The following is a 21011-nucleotide window of genomic DNA, read 5'->3' on the forward strand; positions in this document are numbered from 1 at the left end:
TATTTTTAATAAAAAACTTTAAACAAGAAAGGAAAAAATAATGATAAAAAAATTAACAACAATAATGGTAGCTGTGTTAATGATGTTAACACTAGTAGCTGGTTGCTCTAACACACATAGTAGGGACATATCTCAAGTTGGGGCTGGCAAACTTAAAGAAATCACTTTATGTGAAAGCTGGAGATTTGAGAAAGGATTCCCTACTGTTATAACTCCTGAAAATAGTACTAATCAGGGAATTGCTTATTATTTGGGAAACTTTTATGAAACATTAGTTAATTCTGAAAATGGAAAGATTGTTCAAGGGCTTGCTAAATCTTGGAGTGTTTCAAAAGACGGACTAGTGTATACATTCGGTCTTAAAAAAGGGGTGAAATTCTCAGATGGAGCAGATTTTAATGCAGAAGTTGTTAAAAAAAACTTAGAAATGATACCAAAGCTATTAGGAAAATATAACGGATCTTTTGGTTTAGTCACTACACTTTTTAAAGAAGTTAAAGTTATTGATGAATACACCGTTAAAGTTTATCTTAGTTCACCTTACTATGGAGCATTGCAAGATTTTGCAATGTTAAATCCAATGAGTATAATGTCTCCAAATGCATTTAATGAAGATGGAACTTTATCGGATAAGTTATTAACATCAACTATGGGTACCGGGCCATATATGTTTTATGATGAGACTAATGGAAACATGTATACTTTTATACGAAATAAATACTACTGGGGTGAAAAACCCGAAGTTGATAAATTTAATATTAAAGTTATTCCAGATAATCAATCGAAGGCCTTAGCACTAAGAAGTGGTGAAATAGATATGATTTTTGGATCACGTAAGATATCTTATAATACATTTAAAGAATTCTCAGATAATAAATGTTATATTGCCAAAAAATCCAATTCACCTTTTATGACTAGATATTTAGGTTTCAATTTAACTGAAGATCCATTTAACGATAAAAATGTTAGATTAGCTATTAGTCATGCAATTGATAAACAAAACATTTGTGATAATTTATTATATGGTATTGACACAAAGGCAGATACACTATTAAGTACATCATGGACTTATTGTGATGTGGAAATACAGCCATATGAATATAATATTGAAAAGGCTAAAAAAATACTGGAAGATTCAGGGTGGAAGGATTCTGATCAAGATGGTATAAGAGAAAAAGATGGCAAAAAATTAGAAGGCGAAATTATCTATAAAACTGGAAATGCAACCGTAGATGAAATAGTTTTATTAATTGAGTCGTATCTAAAGAAAATTGGCATGAATATAAAAATAAAGGGATTTGATTTTTTGTCTCGTATTGCAGAAATTCAAAAGGGAAATTTCAGTATGGCATATGAGGAAACTTATGGTATACCTTATGATCCGTTCACATTTGTGGTAAACATGAATTCAGATATAGCAAAAAATATACCAGCTCAAGGACTTGCTCATATTAAAGATAGTAATAAGATAATAATGGAATTATCATCCTTGGTAGATGAAAATGAAGTTCAGGATAAATATAAATTTATACTAAATGAAATTCATAAAAATGTTTCGTTTGTTCCAATTTCATATAAGAAGGAACTAGTTATTTTCAATTCTGAAAAAATAGCTGATTATGAGTATAATGGTCAACCTTCTAATGTAGATATATCTGGTGTGAAATTTAAAATAAACCAATAAATAAAATTTAATGATATAGATATAACAAGGAGGAACCAATTGAATGAATCTTATAAAAAGGATACTGTTCTATTCACAGGAATACAAAAATAAAATATTTTTAGCAATGTTTCTTATTTTTTGTAGTGTAATAGTTGGAATGTTGCCATATATAATTACCTATGATATTATCTTAAGCTTTACGGTGAAAAATTCTGTTACATTGGTTTATTTATTGCTAATGGCTACAGGAATTATACTCTGTTTATTGTTACAATCTTTTTTGTACTTTAAGGGTTTTTCTGCAGCTCATAAAGCGGCATATGATACTTTAATGGGTATGAGAATAAAATTTGCAGATAAGATGACAAAATTACCACTAGGAGATATAAATAAAAGAGGAACAGGCATTTTTAAGAAATATCTTGTAGATGATATAGAGAGTATAGAAGCTTTAATTGCTCATATGTTGCCAGAAGGTATACCTTATGCAGTTGCACCAATAATAGTGTTCATAATTTTGTTTAGCTTAGATTGGAGGTTAGGTCTTCTTTCCATGGCTTCAATTCCAATAGGTATGGTCGCAATGACAATAATGATGAAAATTTCTAAAAAAAGAATGGGACCACATCATACCTCAGCTGAAAAGATGAACTCTGCTATAGTAGAATATGTTTCTGGAATGGAAGTCATTAAGATTTTTAATAGGACAACAAAATCTTTTAAAAAATATGTGTCAACAGTAAAAGATTATAAAGAATCTACTTTAGCTTGGTGGAAGGAAACATGGATATATATAGCAATATATGGTGCAGTTCTTCCATGTACAATTGTACTTTTATTACCTGTTGGTACCGTACTATACATTAATGGAACGTTGGAATTTTCCACTTTTGTTTTTTCGTTATTGTTATCTATGAGCATAGGAGTGCCCTTAACAAAATTATACTATTTTTTCCCATTATTTCCGCAAGTAAAATATAAAATGAATAAATTAGAAGAAATTTTTGGAGCAGAAGAATTAAAGACTAATAATCAGGATATAGAACTAAAAAATTATAATGTAGAATTTAAAAACGTTACATTTGCTTATGAGGCAAAAGACGTGATTAAAGATATTTCTTTCTATGCAAAGGAAAATTCGGTAACTGCTATTGTCGGTGAATCAGGAAGTGGTAAAAGCACGCTTGCTAAATTATTAGTTCATTTTTGGGATGTCAAAGATGGAGAAATTACAATAGGAGATGTAAATATTAATGACATGTCTTTTGAAAAGCTCATGAACTCAATAAGTTATGTTTCCCAAGATACATTTCTTTTTAATACTTCCATTATGGAGAATATTCGTATGGGTAACCCAAATGCTACTGATGAAGAAATTATTGAAGTTTCAAAACTTGCAATGTGTCATGATTTTATTATGAATATGGATAAAGGCTATAGTACTAATGTAGGTGATACAGGAAACAAACTATCGGGTGGAGAAAAACAAAGGATTACCATAGCACGAGCAATTTTACAAAATGCACCTATAATTATCTTAGATGAAGCTACCGCTTTTACAGACCCAGAAAATGAAGATAGAATACAAGAAGCCTTAAACAAATTAATAGAAGGAAAAACAATTATAGTAATAGCACATAGGCTGTCTACCATTGTAGAAGCAGACAATATTATATTAATGGATAAAGGTAATTTACTTATACAAGGAAGCCATGATGAATTATTATCAAAGTCTGATACTTATAAACTATTATGGGATTCTTACATAAAATCAGTTAACTGGAACATTAATGTTAAGGGGGTTCAAAATGCTTAGAATAGTTAGAACAGTTTTAAAATTAGCAGGAGAATATGCTGGTAAAATTAAGATTGCATTTGTTTTTAGTATTTTAGAATCAATATTTGCTCAATTACCTATTATGACAGTTTTATATATACTCATTAAAATAGTCTCAAAAAGTGTAACGATTAAAGATGCTTGGGTTGCAGGTATTGTAGTGTTTGTTAGTATAATATTTAGAACTTTAGCTAAGTGGTCAGTAGATATGTTACAAAGTGGTACAGGTTATAAAATTTTTGCAAGAGAGAGAATGAAGATAGGTGATAGATTAAAAAGATTTCCAATGGGATATTTTACGGAGGGTAACATTGGTAATATTACAGCAGTAATTACATCTGATTTTGAGTTTGTAGAACAATGGTCTATGGAAACACTTTCAAAAATAACTTCAGGGTATTTAAGTGTTACACTTGGTACAATAATGATAACCATTTTAGATTATAGAATAGGGATTATTTCTATCATAACCATTATTTTAGCTATTTTAGCTCTTAAAAAAATTCAGAATGTGGGAGAATACCATTCGGCAATTAGGCAGGAGGCTCAATCTAGGCTTGTTAATGTTGTGATTGAATATGTAAAAGGTATTTCTGTTATTAAATCACTCAATATGGTAGGTGATAAATCAAAAATAATTACCAAAGAATTTCACAAATTTCGGGATACATGCCTCGAATTTGAAGAAAAATTTGTACCACCTAATTTTCTTTACGAAAGTTGCTTTTCTATAGGAATAGGATTTACAATTTTAGCATCTTCATATTTTGCTTTTAATCAAACTATAAACATATCATTTATGCTAATGATGTTAATATTTATATTTCAAATTTATATTCCATTTAAAGCATTAGGTGGACTTACAGCTGATATTCGTGTTATGGAAGCCGCGCTTAATAGATATGATGATATTAAAGATATAAAGATTATTGATGAAAATGGAAAAGATATTAAGCTTAATAACTTTAATATTGAGTTCAAAGATGTTTCATTTGCTTATGAAGATAAGAATGTACTTAAGAATATTAACTTTGAGATTCCTGAGCATAGTATGACAGCCCTTGTAGGGGCTTCAGGTTGTGGTAAAACTACAATAGCTAATCTTGTTGCAAGGTTTTGGGATGTACAAAAAGGAGAAGTATTAGTAGGTGGAATTAATGTTAAAGAAATGACCTGCGATAGCCTTCTTAAAAATATTAGTATGGTATTTCAAGAGGTATATTTATTTAACGATACAATTTTAAATAATATAAAAATTGGTAAGCCAGATGCTACCGAAAAAGAAGTAATAGAAGCAGCTAAGAAAGCAAGATGCCATGACTTTATAACAGAGCTTAAAAATGGTTATGATACCATGATAGGAGAAGGAGGATCTACACTCTCTGGGGGAGAAAAACAGCGAATTTCAATTGCAAGAGCTATCCTTAAGGATGCACCAATTATATTACTTGATGAAGCAACTGCAAGTGTTGATCCCGATAACGAAAAATATATTCAAATGGCAATCAATGAGCTTGTAAAAGACAAAACCCTTGTTGTAATTGCTCATAGACTATCCACTGTGAAAAATGCTGATCAAATACTAGTTATAGATAAAGGTGAGATTATTCAAAGAGGTAATCATAATGAGCTTATAGAACAAAAAGGTCAATATAATGACTTTTGGAAAAGACGAATGAATGCTAGAAGCTGGAAAATAATAAGGCTACGAAGTAATGCCTAATTCTTCTATTTAAACAATTAGCAGATAAGAAGATTATTAGTAAGAAAGTTCTTGAATTGAAGATAAATATTAGTTAATACAGCCTAATCAATACAGGCAAAAACCGTGGACAAAATCCACGGTTTTATTATAAATTTATAAGGTCACGATTTGCCAGATTATTAATACCAATAAATATGCATTTAACAAGCCTAATTTAATCTCTATAACAACATCACTTTTCTTCTAATTCAATATATAAAGGATCACAAATACTATGTTCCTCAGCTGCAAAAATATACTTATTCTTGTTTTTATTTTTGCATAAATAGCCAAAAGAGTTATCCAGATATTTTCTTCTAAATTTTGGTACTATAATAGCAAATTTATTTGCCTCATAAGTTATTAAATACAGCCAAGGATTTCTTAAAATCTCCGGAAGCATTGTTTTAGCTATTTGTTCTTTTACTTCATTAAGAGGGCATAAATTTAGTTCTTTATCCCATTGTTTTGTATCATAATTTGTTGAAATAACATAATCATTTAAATAAGTAGAGTATAACTGAATATAGTTAGTAAAAGGTTTATATTCAATTTTAAAATAACATTTTTCATCTAATTGTGGTGTGAAATTCACTCTATGTTTACCTTTCTCATATTCTTCTATAGTTAAATATAATTTACTATTAGGTATAGACAAAGCATATTCACAATCATTTTGTTTAAAAACAGCTGTTGCTATTTCTATATTTTGAATCATTAATTCCTTTTTAGTAACTACACTTATCTCATTATTTTTTTCGCAAAGATTTTCTGCAGGAATAACAAATACACTTTCGCTAAAGAAAGGATTTTTTAATTTACTATTAACAACACAGCCATTAAAACAGGTTATCTGTTCTTTTTCATTGTTAATAAAAGTTTCAGGCCTATACTGGTCAGCAATAACATAACTGCCTAAATCATTAGTCAAAACTAAGGAAACATGTCTGTTAAAATAACCTTCATTATCCATGTTAATAAATCTACTATTCAAACGAAAATAAAGAGGATTATTTGTATTATTAAGATTAAAAAGTATACTAAAAGAATTACTTCTTTCTAATGGCGTATGCCAACTACCATCTAGTACTTGCCAAGAGCTGATAGAGTCTTTACTTAAACATTTTACTATAGCATTACCATTACCAATAATTTTAAGTTCCTTATTATCAAAGTTAATTTTACTATTAAAATCTAATACGTTACCAAAGTCTATAAAATTATAATCTAATACGTTATTTTGAGCTGATTTATAAGAGGCAGACTCAGTTCCATAAAATTCTGAACTAAACCTTAATAAATAGCTTAAAATATTTTTAGTCAATAAGTCTCCTATAGACTCTTTAGGTGCTTTGCTATAAGTTATTAGTTTGCGGCAATTTCTTTTTGACTCTTCTTTAATATATTGAAGTCTTTTCCAAACTCCATATTTATTTTTAATAAACAATGTAATTTGCTCGGTGTAACCAGCCTGTGAAACTACTAATTTATCGTACTCCTTATTAATTGAAAACATATTATTGTTAATATACTTAATAATGTCATTAAGATAATCGAGTAAGTCTTGGCCACTGCATAAATTACTTAAAGCTTCAATTACATCAATATTATTAATATAAGCATCATTATGTATTAGTTTAAAATAGGCTTTAACTAAAATACAGTATTCATTTAGTTGCTGAATTATACCTGACTTTTTGACCTGTTCAATTGCTTTTGTAACGTTTTCGAGATACTCATTCACATATTTACTATCTACTTTCAGTAAGTCTAGGTGTGCTAGTTCAGGAAGATAATTTTCAATGCAATCAATATATCTTAAAATAATTTTTTCTAAAACTTTCTTATTATAAAGCTGTTCAGTAAGCTCTATAACATCACTGCCTAACTGCATAATTTCGTTAAAAGTCTCTTTTTGCTTAGGGATAGTTTTAAACTCAGGGTTTCTTAAAATAAACTCTACTAAGCTAAGGCACCCTTCTCCCCAGTACATAGGGGATATATACTCTTTACATAGTTTAATATTACATAGATACATGTTAGCGTACTCAGCTAAAAAGGGTATGTAAAAATCAATGCCTTTTTCTTTAATACCATTTATACAGTAGGTTATACCATCGGCTAAATGTTTAGATTTATTTTTGGATTTCACTGTGCAACAGTTTACAAAGTTAAAAAAGCTGTTAACTTGCATATCATAAGGCATATCTGTATCAAAGTTTTCATGATATGTTAACATTTTATTGCGATTATTAAAATACTCTTCATCTAAAAGAATATCAAACATAGTATCTAGCATACTTTTTATTTCATCAATATTTTTATCAATATTTTTTAAATCATATTTTAAATCAATAAATTTCTCAATCATAGTTGTTTCAATACTGCTTAAATATTTATACACATATTTAAAATTTTGTTCTATCATCTTACCTAATTGAGCAATTTGATCTATAATTATTTCTTCAGGTGATTTCTTATCTTTATTAACAAAATAAGAAGTGATTGATGTTACTCCCCCAACTAAACTAGAGGCTACACCTAGTATTCCCAGAACTCCAAAGGGTCCTAAACAACAACTAATAAGTGCTAAACCCACATTAAGAGTTGCCCCAACTATTACTCCTGTACAATTTAATGTCTCTTCTAGTTCTTTATTACCTTTACTGCCTGCAATAAGAGTGCCTAGTTCCATAACTCCAGTAATTATGTTTGATGTGTTTTCAACAAATTCCTTAGCGTCATCAATATCTTGGCTTTTTTCCCAATCATCAAAAAAATCATTTGCTTTGTCTTTTAGGGATTTAATTTTTTGGGGACTAGTTTTTTTAGTTTCGTTAAATAGATTGGTTAAGGCCATTTTTATATTATTATGTAACTTTTTTAATTTGGAGATTGAGTTGTTTTCTAAGCTATTACTCTTTACAAGGAGACTTTTAAAGTCATTAATACTTGAACCATATTTATTAAAAAACAGTGTTAAATTTGGCATGTTTAATAGCTTACTATTATCTGTAATTTTTTCCATGTGGCTTATTTTAGCTTGAATTATATTTATACATTCTATTATTTGTGGCTTGATAACCATTTTAATTTTGCTTGTAGATGAAATATAAAAACCAAGTAAGAAGTCTAATAACATGTTATATAAATTTAAATTATAATACGATGAAACACTCATATATTCATATTTTGCTACATCACTCACAGATGTTTTAGCTACTTTTAAAGGCGGTATTACTTGCGCTATGCAATTTCTTACTATTCTTGTTTTAGACACAGGCTCTTGTTGATGACTATCAATGTAGGTGGCTATTTGTAAAGCTAATTGAATAAATTTATTATATTCAAGGTTGTTAAGATATTCAGCATGGTGATAATTTAACCCAATACTACATGTTTCATTTTCAATTTTCATTAAAAAACCTCACAATTATAATATGTACTACATTATTAATATAAATTAAAAAATAATACATATCAAGCATTAATTGTAAATTAAGAAATATTTCTTAGTAATATCTTTAATTATTATAAATACTATCTAATAAAATCAAATAATGATAAAATAGTTTGTAAATAATTATTAATAGTAAAAACTTGAGAGGAAAAATAATGACATACACAGCAAAAGATATATACGGAATTATTCTGTTAATTATTATGAATATAGATATGCTACTACAGGTGCTAAAAATAAAGAATATATCTAATAATGCCGATAATTTAGATTTTATATATCTTGGATTAGCGTTATTTTTTAAAACTGATATAACATTTTATGTGATTTTAGTATATGTGATATTAAAAAAAATTTATCGATATGTAAATGCAGAATATTCATATACAATAAGTAATATTACCAATAATAACTTAGAAGATTTTAAGTTGATAACTGCTAAGCATTTAACAACAGATAAGGATATATTTATAGAGCATGAAAAAAGTTCTATTATAATAAAAATTCCAAGAAGAAAAAAGCAAATTATTAAACCTATGTTAAAAGAAATTAACTACTATTTAAGAGGAAATGGAACAGTATCATTATCGTCTATAGGACAAGAATTATTGGTTATAGTCTTTACAATATTTATTGTTGTATATGATGTATTTTAATACCTTATGGTTTGGGTATTTACACTATTTATATTTTAGTTAGTTATAATTTTATATATAAATTATATAAGCATTCATACTAAAACGAAAAATTAAGTACTATGCCAAATATACGAGAAAGGAAACTATGACTTACATAAATATCTATATAATAATCTGTGCAGTAATCTTAAGCATAGAGAGTATTTTAATGATGTTAAAAATCACAAATATAACATCAACTTTTAATATTAACTATTATCTAATGTCCTATTGGCTAGCATATTTCAAAAAATATGATGTACTCCTATGTATCATACTAATTATAATGCTTATTGCTGCTATACATAAATATAAAAATCCATATCTATCATATAAAATAATAAATGTTGCCAATGAAAACGTTACTGATATAAATTTAATATTAAATAAATACCTTAAACAAGGTTATAACATAGAATTAAAATATAAAGATAACTCAATGATACTCAAATTACCTAGGCCAAAATATGAAGAGCTAAAGCCAGTTATCAAAGAAATTGATCGTTACCTAAGAGGTAATGGTAAAACATCTAAACAAAACAAGATAAGGGTAGTAGTTTTTCTATGCATATTAATAGTAAGTGTTATTGTTGGTGTAATTAAATAAATATATATAGTAAATCAATAAAAAGTATTAACTCTATTGGTTAATTAAAATAAAACCTCAAAGTGACTTCGTAGTGGCGAACCTCGTGTTCACCTAAGTAATACCTCAAACAACAAAAAAAGCGAAGACCATCTTGCCCCTACAACGTGGTAAAATAAACAAAAAGCCGTGGTCACCCACGGCTATCTATTATTTACTTATCCCTATAAAATAAACCCTATCTTTTAAACAAAAACTCTCCGTTTCTAACCTCTGTCTGGTTACCATTATCGACAGCAATTTCACCATTAACAATAACATAATCTATGCCCTCAGGTTTACTAAAAGGATCTCTATAGGTGGCTGTATCGCTTACATTGTCTGCATCAAAGATTGTTATATCAGCAACATAACCCTCTTTTAATACTCCACGATTTTTAATTCCCATGAAAGAGGCAGATAAAGCAGTCACTTTGTATACAGCATCTTCAATTGGCATTAAGTTATGTTCTCTAGCTAGCTTTAAGAACCTAGGAAAAGTACCATAACTACGTGGGTGTGGCTTGCCATCTGCTAGGTTAGAGTCTAATGGCATACCTGAGCCATCACTGCCTATGGCAATATCAATTTCCTTAATAAAGTTTAATACATCTTTAGGATCCATAGCAAAGCTTATTTCTCGGCAATGTCCGTTTGTTTCTATTACTACCTTTTCAATAGCTTCAGCCATTGTTATATTTAACTGCTTAGCAATATCTGTAATTGTTTTGTCATCTGCAAAAGGATAAAGCCCATTGGTTGAAACAATATAAACTCTATGACCATCAGCATCTTCTTGAAATTTTTCATTTAGCTCAGCCATAAGTCTAGCTCTTTCGGGGCCTTTAAACTTAGCTGCAGCACCTTCAACACCATTATCTAGTGTCCACTTCGGTAAAACATTTGTTATGCCCGATGAAGCTGCTTCATAAGGATACATGTCACAGGTTACATTTATGCCACGTTGCTGGGCATCTCTAATGTGTTTTAGCACTTTATCTGAGGTTCCCCAATTTTGTTTGCCACCAACTTTTAGGTGGGCTATATGAACATGGGCGCCACTTTGTTTGTTAATTTCAAACATTTCATCTAAGGCATCGTAAATATAATCATTTTGATTTCTCATATGTGAGGCTACCATGCCATTATATTTAGCTACTACATGACCTAAAGCAACTAACTCTTCAATATCAGCGAAGATACCAGGTGCATATCCTAAACCTAAAGACAAACCCCAAGCCCCTGCCTTCATTTCTTGTTCTAGTAAAGTTACCATTTGATTAATTTCATCTTTAGTTGCCTTGCGACCCTCTAAACCCATAACACTGGTTCTTAAGGCATTATGACCAATAAGAGTTAACCAGTTGTTTGCAGGCTTTTTATGATTTTTTTTGGCTTTCTCCAAAAATTCTATAAAAGAACATGAAGCATAAAAATCTGTATCAACATCATTAGTGTTTTTTAAATACGCTCGTAAATTATCAATATTGGCAGTAGTAGTTGGATACATTGTATAACCACATTCACCTACAACTTCAGTAGTCACTCCTTGATATATTTTTGACTCAGACCGATCATCTTCAATAAATGAAGCATCAGAGTGAGTATGAATATCTATAAACCCTGGAGATACTATACTATTATTAGCATTTATTATTTGCTTTGCATCTTCCTTAATATCTGGCGATATTTTTACTATTTTTCCATTTGCAATTGCTATATTAGCTTTATATGGTTTGTTACGCAGTCCATCTACTAGTATTCCGTTTTTAATTATAATGTCGTACATATTGTAACCCCCAAATTTTATAGCTGTATTTCACACTCCTTCTACAGTAGAAATACTCTGTTCAACATTCGACAATAAATCTTGTTACCCTTTGCAAGTTAATAAAAAAGTTATAAATAATATATTTATTTAATATTTATGCAATGTATAGTGTAAATAATATGGTTATATTGTCACTTTACTAGAGCTACAAATGGTCCTATAATAAATAGATAAAATATAAATAAAGAGGTACTTATTATGGCTCAATGTGAAAAGTTTGCAGCTTGTCCGTTTTACCAAGGTAAAATGAACATAGAATCTGCAATAGGTAAAATATATCGAAGAAAATACTGTGAAGGTGATAAAACAAACTGTGCTCGTTACAAAGTGGCTACAGCTTTAGGTAAAAAGTTTGTACCATTAGATTTATACCCAAATATGACTGATAGAGCAAATAAAATTTTGCAAGACAATAATTGATACATAATAATAAGTAGAAGAGGTTGCTATAAGCACCTCTGTTTTTTTAGTAAAATGAGATATAATAGATTCACTGCTAAACATATTAGTTTTTTTTAAGAGAATCAATTATAATTTCATGGTATGAAAAGTAGTATTGCTAAAGGAGATATTATGAAGTACCTATTAAAAGATAATACCAAAATAAAATACTTTAATGATATGAGAATAGTGTTTAAATCGCTTGATGGTTTGCAAAACAAATATAATTGGCTAATAACTGACATAGAGTGTTATCCAGAGATTGCCCAAATAACTGAGAACAGTTTTATGTCGGATGAAGAACTAACAGAGATTTTAAATAAAACAGATGTGCAATTTATTTGGGCAGTTTTTTCGGCATTTCCTAAAGACTTTTCGCTTAATGTTAAAAACCTAAAAGTAAAACCCTATATTAGAGATAATTATGATTTTTGGGATGATGTGAATATTCAACATCCCCAAGCTATGGTAGAAATAGACTGTTGTGACAGTAGTTATTTAACACTAGTAAGCAGAGACGATAACCTTGCTAAAAAGTTTAAAGAATTTTTTGTAAATGTCTTTGATTTAAACGAAAATAAATATAGTAATAATAAAAGAATAGACTGGAGATATCCAGAGCTAGATAAACTAGAGCAAAATAAGCAGTGGCATGAGGCATTACTATATGCATATAATATGTGGGTAGATAATAAGCTTGAACTAATGCATTTAATTAGGCTTGGTTTTTTAAGCTGGTATCTCTTAGTTTATTGGGATAACTTAACTATAAATGAACTGAGTAAAGATGATGTAAACTTAATCTTGAATGAGGTTAGTAAATTTGGGCAAACCAACTTTAATCATCACAATGAGTTTTTAATGATATTTGGCTATATGATACAGCAATATCCACTATTCTTTGGTGATTACCAGCAAAAACAACAACAGGGTACTAAAATGCTTAAAAAAGCACAGTTTTTAAACCCTCACGATGATTTAAATAAAGTATTATATTATGGTACTAATAAACAGCAATTTACTAAAGAATATCAGCAATCAAAACATAAATTACAAACAGAACTTGAGAGCAGATTTAAAGGCGCTACAGTATTAAGCAACTATTTTGTTAGTGTATTAAAGGAATAAACAATGAGTATAAGCAAAATGCAACACAAAGTGAAAGAGTTTGTTGATAGTTACAATTTGCAAACTGATTTAGCAACGCGACTTTTAGATTTAGTTTCGGAGGTAGGAGAATTAAGCAAAGAAGTACTTAAGGCTACTAGTTATGGTAAAAAAGATATAGAGCTTACCGAAAACTTTAGCTCCGAACTTGGTGATGTATTTTTGCATTATTATGCATAGCAAATAGTACGAATACTAACTTACAAAGCTGTTTAAATGAGGTTTTACTAAAATATCAGCAACGCTTTAGTAATAAAGGCTCAATTGATTCTGGTAATTAAATTAAATTATTAAAAAGAGTTTTTTAGATGTGGATAGTCTGAAAGACTCTTTTTGAATTTATAGCTAATAGACCACCTCGTAATTCATAATACTTCAAGAGTTCCTCTTTGGGCTGTATTTGCTAAAACCCTAGCTACTCGACATATTAATTTATTTTTTGTAATATAAAAAACTTCACTAAACGACATATACCAAAGTATTGTGAAGAATATTGTCTAACTATAAAATGGCCCAAAAACTGTTCACTTTTTGGGTCATTGTTAGTATTTAAAGGTCATGCTACCATGAAAAAAATGGTATAAAATCATTCTTCTCGGAGGTAGGTTATGAAAAAAATAATATTAACTTTTATAGTTATTTTTCTTTTAATATTAGCAATAAGTAACGTTAAGGTAATACCAACCACCAACCAGATCCAAGATCCCAATAAGCCAATTTGTTTATCTGTTTTTATGACTAAAGCTGAAATACTTAAGCTATTAGGTGACAATTATTCCTTCACAACCGAAAAAGATGAAAGCGGTACTAATTACTACAGTACCTTGTCCTACCAAGACTTATACTTTGGCTTTAGTCATAAAGAAGAGACCTGCCCTCAAGATATAACACCTAGCACTATAATAACAGTTTCTAAAAAATATACTTTTAGTAATGGTTTTACCATAGGCACAAACTCTATTCAGGCATTAAATCAATGTGAGCAACTCTTTGATTTAACTCTTAATGAACTTAATGATACTTACTTTTTTGATATTTTTGATTATAAAGAGTTTAACGAAAATAATAAATTAATAAATACTGATTTTAAAATTAGGTTTGAATATACTTCAGATAAATACTTTGAAAACAAAGACGCCATAGATAAAGAATCAACCATTGAGTTAATCCATTTATTTTCAATGAGTGACTAACAAGTTTAAGTTAAAAGCTTTTAAAAACTAAATAGGGATATATAAAATGAAAAATAAAATAATTATCTTATTTCTAATAACCTCACTATTAATAATTACTGTATATTATAAAAATAATCTTCAAAAACAGGTAACAGCTAACAACAGTAAAAATGTAATTACCTTATCTATGTTTATGACCAAAAAAGATATAATTGAAGCCTTAGGTGAAGATTACGAAGAAAAGACTAGCTATGGTGATTATGTAGGTCAATATACTGAATTAATATACGATGGTATCAGCCTAATTTTTACCCATGAAAACGGAGAACTAAGTGAGTTTAAAACTATTGATTCAGCTTATATAACATCTAATAAATATACCTTTAGCAATCAGTTTACAGTTGGAGAGAATGCTTTAAATGCTATTAAGAAATGCAGCAATATCTATGAAAATGCTTATACTCATCACCAAGATAAATACTTAGTAGATATCTTTGATTATAAAGAGTGTAATAAAAAAGGTGATTTAATTAAAACAAAATTCTCAATTAAATTTGAGTATAACTTGGGTAGTGGATATGAATCACTAACTGAATTTCCCCATAATGAAACTATAAAAACAATTTTTATTTTCGAAGTTTTAGATTAAAACTCAGTATTTTATAGGTGGAACAAAAAAAAATATTATAGTGTCTTAAGTATATATCAATTTTAATCAGTTAAAGATTGGCTAAATTTAATGTATCATTTCTATTAAATTATTACTTATGGTATTGCACAATAGCAGTAGTCATAGTAAAGTAGCCTAATAGGAGCAACTTATAAAAAATGCTTACCATGATAACAAAAGAACTAAATTTTATTGATATCTACTTAAGGAGGAATCATTAATATTGAAAAGACTAAGTAGTATATTAGCTGTAGTTATGATTCTGTTAGTTATTTTTAGTGGCTGTACTAAAAATGCTAATCTAAGTGAACAAGATCCTACAGATAATAATAATCCAGCACCTGTTACAACTCCACCTAGTGTACCCGACCCTGTAGAACCAGAACCAATTGTTACAACCTTATCGGTATTAATGTCTAGAGAAGATATAACATCTCTTTTAGGTGAAAATTACACAATAAAAACAGAAGAAGATGGATTTGCTTATAACTATGCTACAACAATTGCCTATGATGGCATTACCTTTGTATATGGACACGATGAAGAAGAAGTACCTGAAAAGCCCCACTTAAGTGAGATAAGAATAACTTCAAATAACTATAAATTTAACTATGAATTTAAGGTAGGAGATACAGCAGTATCGGCAATTGAATTATGTGAAGCTAATAAGCTAGAAAAACTGTTTAATCACCATAATGAACAGCATAGATTCGATGTATTTAAGTACCAAGAAAAGAGTAATGGTGATTTAGTAGAAACAAGTTTGGTTATTACTTGGGAGTATGACTCAGAAGAAGGTCATTATGAATCTAAAGATACATTACCTAATGATGTTAAAATTAAAACTATAAGACTCTTCGAGCCGATAGATTAAAAATAAATTATAATAAAAAGGCTGTTCACTGGTTTAGTGTACAGCCTTTTAGTACTATTGCTTTTCCTTTATTAAATCATAAATTTTTGTCATAACTGCGTCATTACCAGTTTTTATGTCATTATGAGTAGCATAAACAGTAATATCAGGCATTAAAGCATCTTCATGTTCTTTGCTTGGGTCTATTCGTTTAACTAAAAATTTAGATACAATAAACCTGTATCCTGTGTTAGGTAAAAAGCATTCTACACGAGATGTATAGCTGGTTGGTTTATTACCACTTGGCTCACCTACAAGGATTGCTAAATTATTGTCTTTACCCATAAAGCCAGCAATGTTTGAGGCACTAAAGGTTCTATTTGATATAAGCATATAAAACTTGCCTTTAAACTTTTGTTCTTCAGGTACTTCTATAACTGGCTTAGCAACATAAGCTAATTGCTCTCTCATACCCTCTTTAATTTCATATTCTTTTGCGGCCGCTTTATTAACTCTACTAGTTCCACCATACATTTTATATTCCTTTACTCCAGATAAATAGGCAATAGTATAGTCCATTGTTCGGCTACCGCCACCTACATTGTAACGTAGATCTACAACAAGGTTTTTTGCTTCACTTTTAGCAACCTCTGTAAAAAAGGCTTTTAGTTCGTCTTTAAAATAGTCATTACATAAGCAAAAATCATATCTAAAGTAGCCTATAGATTTTTCCTTATTGATATTCCAACTAATCCAATTGTTTTTTTTGCTTAATTCACTAAGACTAGCATGTTTGCTGTTTATAGTGTTAAAGGGAAGATTAACCTCATAGCCTTTATTATCTCTTAGGTAGTATATAGTAACAGTGTTGTCTTTATTAACTAAATTAAAATTCCTTAATATTAACTCCTGCTTTAAACTCGTTTCTGCCTTGTATCGTATCCAGTTATCATTTTCAGCAGATGTAAAGCTTCTCAAATCATTTAACAATTCAGTGTTATTTTTTCCACCAATTTTTATAATTTGGTCCCCTAATTCAAAAATATCCGTCTTTTTATTAATACATATTCCTTCATTAAGCCAAATAATAGGTAAATTTATTTCTTTAGTGCCAATTGTAGAATAGTAGCTAAAAGCTGTGTGGGCATCCTGCAGACTGGCTGCTATTTTTGAAACTAAAAAATAAAACTCACCAGCTGTTTTTGGCTGTTTTATAGCCTCTTTAACTTCTTTAATAGCCTGTTTCAGTTTGTCTGGGCTATTCTTGTATGTAAGTGGGTGATAGTAATTTAATTTTTCTACTAAAAAATCTACATCTTCCTGCATTTGTTTAACGGTAAGAGTTTCATTGTAAGCTATTTGAGTAATATTGGTAGTAGGACTTTCTGGCTTGCTTTTAACAGGCGCTGAACATGAAGTAACTATAAGCAAACAAACAACTAAACTTAAAGCCAAAATTTTTAGCTTTTTCATAAAAAGCCTCCTTAAATAAGATAAAGTGGAATACTTCTAAAATATCCCACTTGTATATTCCCTTTATTATTAAGTTCTAATCGCATTTTGTTTCTTTATAATCATAAACTACTTCAAAAATAACAGTTAAAAACATTGATGCAAACATAATGCCGCATAGTATCCACCATATTGCTGACACAAATATTTCGTTAGGATTACTATAGGTATAAGCCATAAAGAATAAATAAAGCATAAAACGTACTACCCTAAATGACATTGCCTCAGCAGTTACTTTTCTTAAAACTAATCTCTCATCGTTTTCATTTAAAATTATATTTTTCATAGATTTTGGCTTACGCTTTAGTATTAGTAAGTTTAATACTGAGCCTATAACAATACCAAAAGGAAAAACAGCTAAAGCAATTAAGGATTTGTTTGATATATGTTGCAAATTGGGCTTAATAAAATATCCTAATGTAAAGAGGGTTAAACATAATATTGTATTGCTAATAATTAATGTTTTTTGAGTCTTAGTGAATTTTGTTGTATTCATCTTTTTCCTCCTTTGTCTTTAAACCATTTTTCACATAGTTTTTTGCTAGTTTAGATACTGTTATTAATACTAATGCATATAAACCCCAAAGATGATAAAAAATATTGCCAATGCCCTCAGCTCCTAAATAAAAATAAAAACCTGAAAAGAATAATACATTAATAACACCCATAGTATAATAAATAAAACTTTCTTCTCTGTATTTAAGAATCCTCAGCCTTTCATCATTAGCTAATATTTTAGCCTTTTTTAAAGCCTTCTCACTTCTTTTGTTATATAAATAATTTAAATAGTGTAGTAAAGTCCAAGCGAATGGTAAAATTACTAGAACCCATAAATACAATGGTTTGGCAAATATTTTAATATCTAACCACAATGTAAATAAAGCACAGCCTAACAATATAAAACCGATAATTAGGTTAGTTTTAATTCTTAGTCTAAAATCTTCTTCATAATAATTCATAATTATACCTCCCAAAACAAGTCATTTAAGGTTTTATTAAGAGCTTTACAAATAGCAGTGCAAAGCTTAAGACTAGGGTTATAGTTACCAGACTCAATCATGCTAATAGTTTGTCTTGTTACACCTACTATATCAGCCAGCTGTTCTTGTGAAACATCGCACTCAACCCGAGCAATTTTCATTCTCTTATTTTTCACACAAAATCATCTCCTGTATTTTTATTATATGATTTAAATTACATTATGTCAAATATATATTGCATTTATTCAGTTAAAAATTGAATTAGATTATATTAATTGGTATTTATATCTTTTTTTAGCGGCAATTTGCATAGAATTGTGTTGGAGATTTTTAGGAAATTATCGATATATAAAAACAGGAGATATGGAATTTGCTCCGACAAAGACTAGCAGTCAAAAGTATCAATATCCTCTAAGAAGGGACACATCTTGAGGCATAACTACATATAACTTTACAGCACTTATTAATATTATATTTGCACCGTGGTAGGTGGCTGTATCCGAATGACGTGTCCTGTATAAACAATAGCATTCGCAACCGTTGATTATTTAAAAACTAGCAAGCCATAAGGCTTGCGGAAGAGAGTTTCAATATACGTTATGTTAATCAAACATTTAGCTTGCAAAAGTGAGGTAATAACTACAGGCTTTAATTGCAACAAGGGCATGAGAATCGGTAAAAGCATATGATATAGTAACACTTCATACCAAAGATTTTAAACAACTCTACATTTTTTCAACTATCTTACAATTACTAAGCACCTCCGTGTTTAAACCAAGCTCTTTAAATATGCTATTTAATCTATTAAATCTTGCTAAAGTACAGGCACGATTAGGATTATGTAAATAGTATTGAAGTGTATCTGCATCTTTTAATAACTCATCATAACTATCATTTATTTCACTTTTTGAGCTATGGTGATATATTGCATTGGTAATAATTTGCTGCTCCTCTTCGGTAAAAACATTTAGTTTTTTTAAAATTATAAGGGCATCTTTAGCACCATTGTGGGCATGGAGTTTAGATATTTTAGTACGGTATGTATATATATCATGTAACATCGCAATTATCATAGCTAGCTCAGGGTCAAGTGATCTTGATAGAGCTAATTGATGACACAACGCTGAAACCCCATATAAATGAATATAGCCACAATTAGCGTGAATCTTATCAGTTTGTTTTTCTAAAACCTCATTTACAATCCCTCTAACCAAATCAATACGTTTCTTACTAGTCATGTTTTTACCCTCCTCTTTTTTAATATCTATTAGTATAACATAATGAAAGTATGTTAATGTTGTAATAACAGCTAATATGCATTTGCTCAAAACTGCAAAATAGGATATATTCATGTTTAGTATAATTAGCAATGTTTTGAAAGGAATAAACTATGGATAACTATAAAATGACTATCTTAAAAGAGAAATTTAATAACTCTCAAACAGAACAGCAGGTAGAAGGTTTAACACTAATGATAGAGGGAAAAATAAAAGAGGTATTTGATAAGGTTTTAGAATGTTCAGATGATTATTGTAACTATGAAGAGGTATTTCAAGATGCTTTATTTATGGGTTTAAGCCATATAATTTATCAAGAACATAACAAAAATAAATAATTAATAACAACAATGTGCAAATAAATAGATTTTATAAAAATTACTATAATATCTGCTTAATTTATTAATTAGCACAGTTAATAATAATAACTAAATTTGGGTTGTTAAATATTTTTCTGCTAACAATCATTATTTTTGATATAATAATAGAATAAAATTTATACAGAATTAGAGGCGAATGGTGTGCGGAAGATTTTTTTTGATTTAGAAACTACAGATTTAAGACCAGGTCAAATTTGTCAGCTGGCTTATATTTGTGAGGAGAATAATAAACTAACAAATGGTAACTGGTTTTTTACTGTACGCTATGTAACGCCAACCGCCTTCAGAATACACGGTTTAAACCGTAAAGATTTAGAAAAACTATCTAATGGTGATGAGTTTGACGATTATGCTCTTAAAATAGCCAATATTTTTGATGGAGCAAGAAAAGTAGCCCATAATGTTAACTTCGATCGTATATTTTTGCAAACAGAGTTACGTAGAAGTGGCGTAGCCCTACCTAAAGGAGAATGGTTTTGTACAATGTACCATTTTACTAATGTTTGCAAGCTAACACATTCTCAAAAAAATGGTTACAAATATCCATCGTTAGTAGAACTTATGGATTTTTTTAAGATTACTAAAGAGCGAGTACAAAGCAAAACACTTGAACTATTTAAATCTTCTGTTAGTGCACATGATGCTAGGTATGATACTGTAGCTGTATGGCTATGTTACAAAGAGGCAGAAAAACAAGGGCTTTGCTGATTTACTTA

Annotated in this window: 20 protein-coding genes; 13 read left to right on the top strand and 7 right to left on the bottom strand. The window is 29.2% G+C overall.

Features of this window, described 5'->3' with window-relative positions; genetic code table 11:
• Positions 1-79: 79 nt before the first annotated feature.
• The 3 genes from nikA to IMX26_RS14390 are packed head-to-tail and all read left to right on the top strand — an operon-like array spanning position 80 to position 5226.
• The gene (gene nikA, locus IMX26_RS14380) at positions 80-1684 is read left to right on the top strand and encodes a nickel ABC transporter substrate-binding protein (RefSeq protein ID WP_195159061.1); all 1605 of its coding nucleotides are present in this window, start codon (positions 80-82) and stop codon (positions 1682-1684) included.
• 43 nt (positions 1685-1727) lie between these two features.
• Positions 1728-3482, top strand: a complete 1755-nt coding sequence (locus IMX26_RS14385; protein WP_195159062.1) for an ABC transporter ATP-binding protein — start codon at positions 1728-1730, stop codon at positions 3480-3482.
• On the top strand, positions 3475-5226 hold the full coding sequence (locus IMX26_RS14390; protein WP_195159063.1) for an ABC transporter ATP-binding protein: 1752 nt from the start codon (positions 3475-3477) through the stop codon (positions 5224-5226). Before IMX26_RS14385 ends, IMX26_RS14390 begins: the two co-directional genes overlap by 8 nt.
• Positions 5227-5440: 214 nt before the next feature.
• On the opposite strand, the gene IMX26_RS14395 is transcribed toward IMX26_RS14390, so the two are convergent.
• On the bottom strand, positions 5441-8665 hold the full coding sequence (locus IMX26_RS14395; RefSeq protein WP_195159064.1) for a hypothetical protein: 3225 nt from the start codon (positions 8663-8665) through the stop codon (positions 5441-5443).
• 197 nt (positions 8666-8862) lie between these two features.
• On the opposite strand from IMX26_RS14395, the gene IMX26_RS14400 reads away from it, so the two are divergent.
• Both IMX26_RS14400 and IMX26_RS14405 read left to right on the top strand, forming a co-directional pair.
• Positions 8863-9363: a hypothetical protein gene (locus IMX26_RS14400; RefSeq protein ID WP_195159065.1), complete on the top strand. Its 501-nt coding sequence runs from the start codon at positions 8863-8865 to the stop codon at positions 9361-9363.
• A 127-nt stretch (positions 9364-9490) separates the two neighbouring features.
• Positions 9491-9991: a hypothetical protein gene (locus tag IMX26_RS14405; RefSeq protein WP_195159066.1), complete on the top strand. Its 501-nt coding sequence runs from the start codon at positions 9491-9493 to the stop codon at positions 9989-9991.
• Positions 9992-10208: 217 nt separating this feature from the next.
• Here IMX26_RS14405 and IMX26_RS14410 read toward each other — a convergent pair whose 3' ends face one another.
• Positions 10209-11798: a D-aminoacylase gene (locus IMX26_RS14410; protein WP_195159067.1), complete on the bottom strand. Its 1590-nt coding sequence runs from the start codon at positions 11796-11798 to the stop codon at positions 10209-10211.
• 240 nt (positions 11799-12038) lie between these two features.
• On the opposite strand from IMX26_RS14410, the gene IMX26_RS14415 reads away from it, so the two are divergent.
• The 6 genes from IMX26_RS14415 (at position 12039) to IMX26_RS14440 (ending at position 16167) form a co-directional block, all read left to right on the top strand.
• Complete coding sequence (locus IMX26_RS14415; protein ID WP_195159068.1) at positions 12039-12260, top strand: hypothetical protein; 222 nt, start codon at positions 12039-12041, stop codon at positions 12258-12260.
• Positions 12261-12413: 153 nt separating this feature from the next.
• Entirely contained in the window at positions 12414-13409 is a 996-nt protein-coding gene (locus tag IMX26_RS14420; protein ID WP_195159069.1) for a hypothetical protein, read from the top strand.
• Between the two features lie 3 nt (positions 13410-13412).
• Positions 13413-13628: a MazG-like family protein gene (locus IMX26_RS14425; RefSeq protein ID WP_195159070.1), complete on the top strand. Its 216-nt coding sequence runs from the start codon at positions 13413-13415 to the stop codon at positions 13626-13628.
• 428 nt (positions 13629-14056) lie between these two features.
• Positions 14057-14641 (top strand): hypothetical protein, encoded by a 585-nt coding sequence (locus tag IMX26_RS14430; protein WP_195159071.1) that lies wholly within the window; start codon positions 14057-14059, stop codon positions 14639-14641.
• A gap of 46 nt (positions 14642-14687) precedes the next feature.
• Positions 14688-15272 carry a hypothetical protein gene (locus IMX26_RS14435; RefSeq protein WP_195159072.1) on the top strand — a complete coding sequence of 195 codons (585 nt, stop codon included), beginning with the start codon at positions 14688-14690 and terminating at the stop codon, positions 15270-15272.
• A gap of 244 nt (positions 15273-15516) precedes the next feature.
• Positions 15517-16167 carry a hypothetical protein gene (locus IMX26_RS14440; RefSeq protein ID WP_195159073.1) on the top strand — a complete coding sequence of 217 codons (651 nt, stop codon included), beginning with the start codon at positions 15517-15519 and terminating at the stop codon, positions 16165-16167.
• Positions 16168-16221: 54 nt separating this feature from the next.
• Here the strand turns inward: IMX26_RS14440 and IMX26_RS14445 are convergent, their stop codons facing one another.
• The 5 genes from IMX26_RS14445 to IMX26_RS14465 all read right to left on the bottom strand — a co-directional run bounded on the left by IMX26_RS14445 (position 16222) and on the right by IMX26_RS14465 (position 19876).
• Positions 16222-17619, bottom strand: a complete 1398-nt coding sequence (locus tag IMX26_RS14445; protein WP_195159074.1) for a S41 family peptidase — start codon at positions 17617-17619, stop codon at positions 16222-16224.
• A gap of 76 nt (positions 17620-17695) precedes the next feature.
• Entirely contained in the window at positions 17696-18154 is a 459-nt protein-coding gene (locus IMX26_RS14450) for a hypothetical protein (protein ID WP_195159075.1), read from the bottom strand.
• A complete protein-coding gene (locus IMX26_RS14455; RefSeq protein WP_195159076.1) occupies positions 18132-18617 on the bottom strand; it encodes a hypothetical protein in 486 nt (161 codons plus the stop codon). The genes IMX26_RS14450 and IMX26_RS14455 overlap by 23 nt, the downstream gene beginning before the upstream one ends.
• 2 nt (positions 18618-18619) lie before the next feature.
• The gene (locus IMX26_RS14460) at positions 18620-18814 is read right to left on the bottom strand and encodes a helix-turn-helix transcriptional regulator (protein WP_195159077.1); all 195 of its coding nucleotides are present in this window, start codon (positions 18812-18814) and stop codon (positions 18620-18622) included.
• Positions 18815-19363: 549 nt separating this feature from the next.
• Complete coding sequence (locus IMX26_RS14465; RefSeq protein WP_195159078.1) at positions 19364-19876, bottom strand: HD domain-containing protein; 513 nt, start codon at positions 19874-19876, stop codon at positions 19364-19366.
• A 152-nt stretch (positions 19877-20028) separates the two neighbouring features.
• Here IMX26_RS14465 and IMX26_RS14470 point away from each other — a divergent pair, with 152 nt between their 5' ends.
• Entirely contained in the window at positions 20029-20253 is a 225-nt protein-coding gene (locus IMX26_RS14470) for a hypothetical protein (RefSeq protein WP_195159079.1), read from the top strand.
• A gap of 183 nt (positions 20254-20436) precedes the next feature.
• A complete protein-coding gene (locus IMX26_RS14475) occupies positions 20437-21003 on the top strand; it encodes a 3'-5' exonuclease (protein ID WP_195159080.1) in 567 nt (188 codons plus the stop codon).
• Positions 21004-21011: the final 8 nt, after the last annotated feature.

Source organism: Clostridium sp. 'deep sea' (genome assembly GCF_014931565.1).
In the GTDB taxonomy this organism is placed as follows: domain Bacteria; phylum Bacillota; class UBA994; order PWPR01; family PWPR01.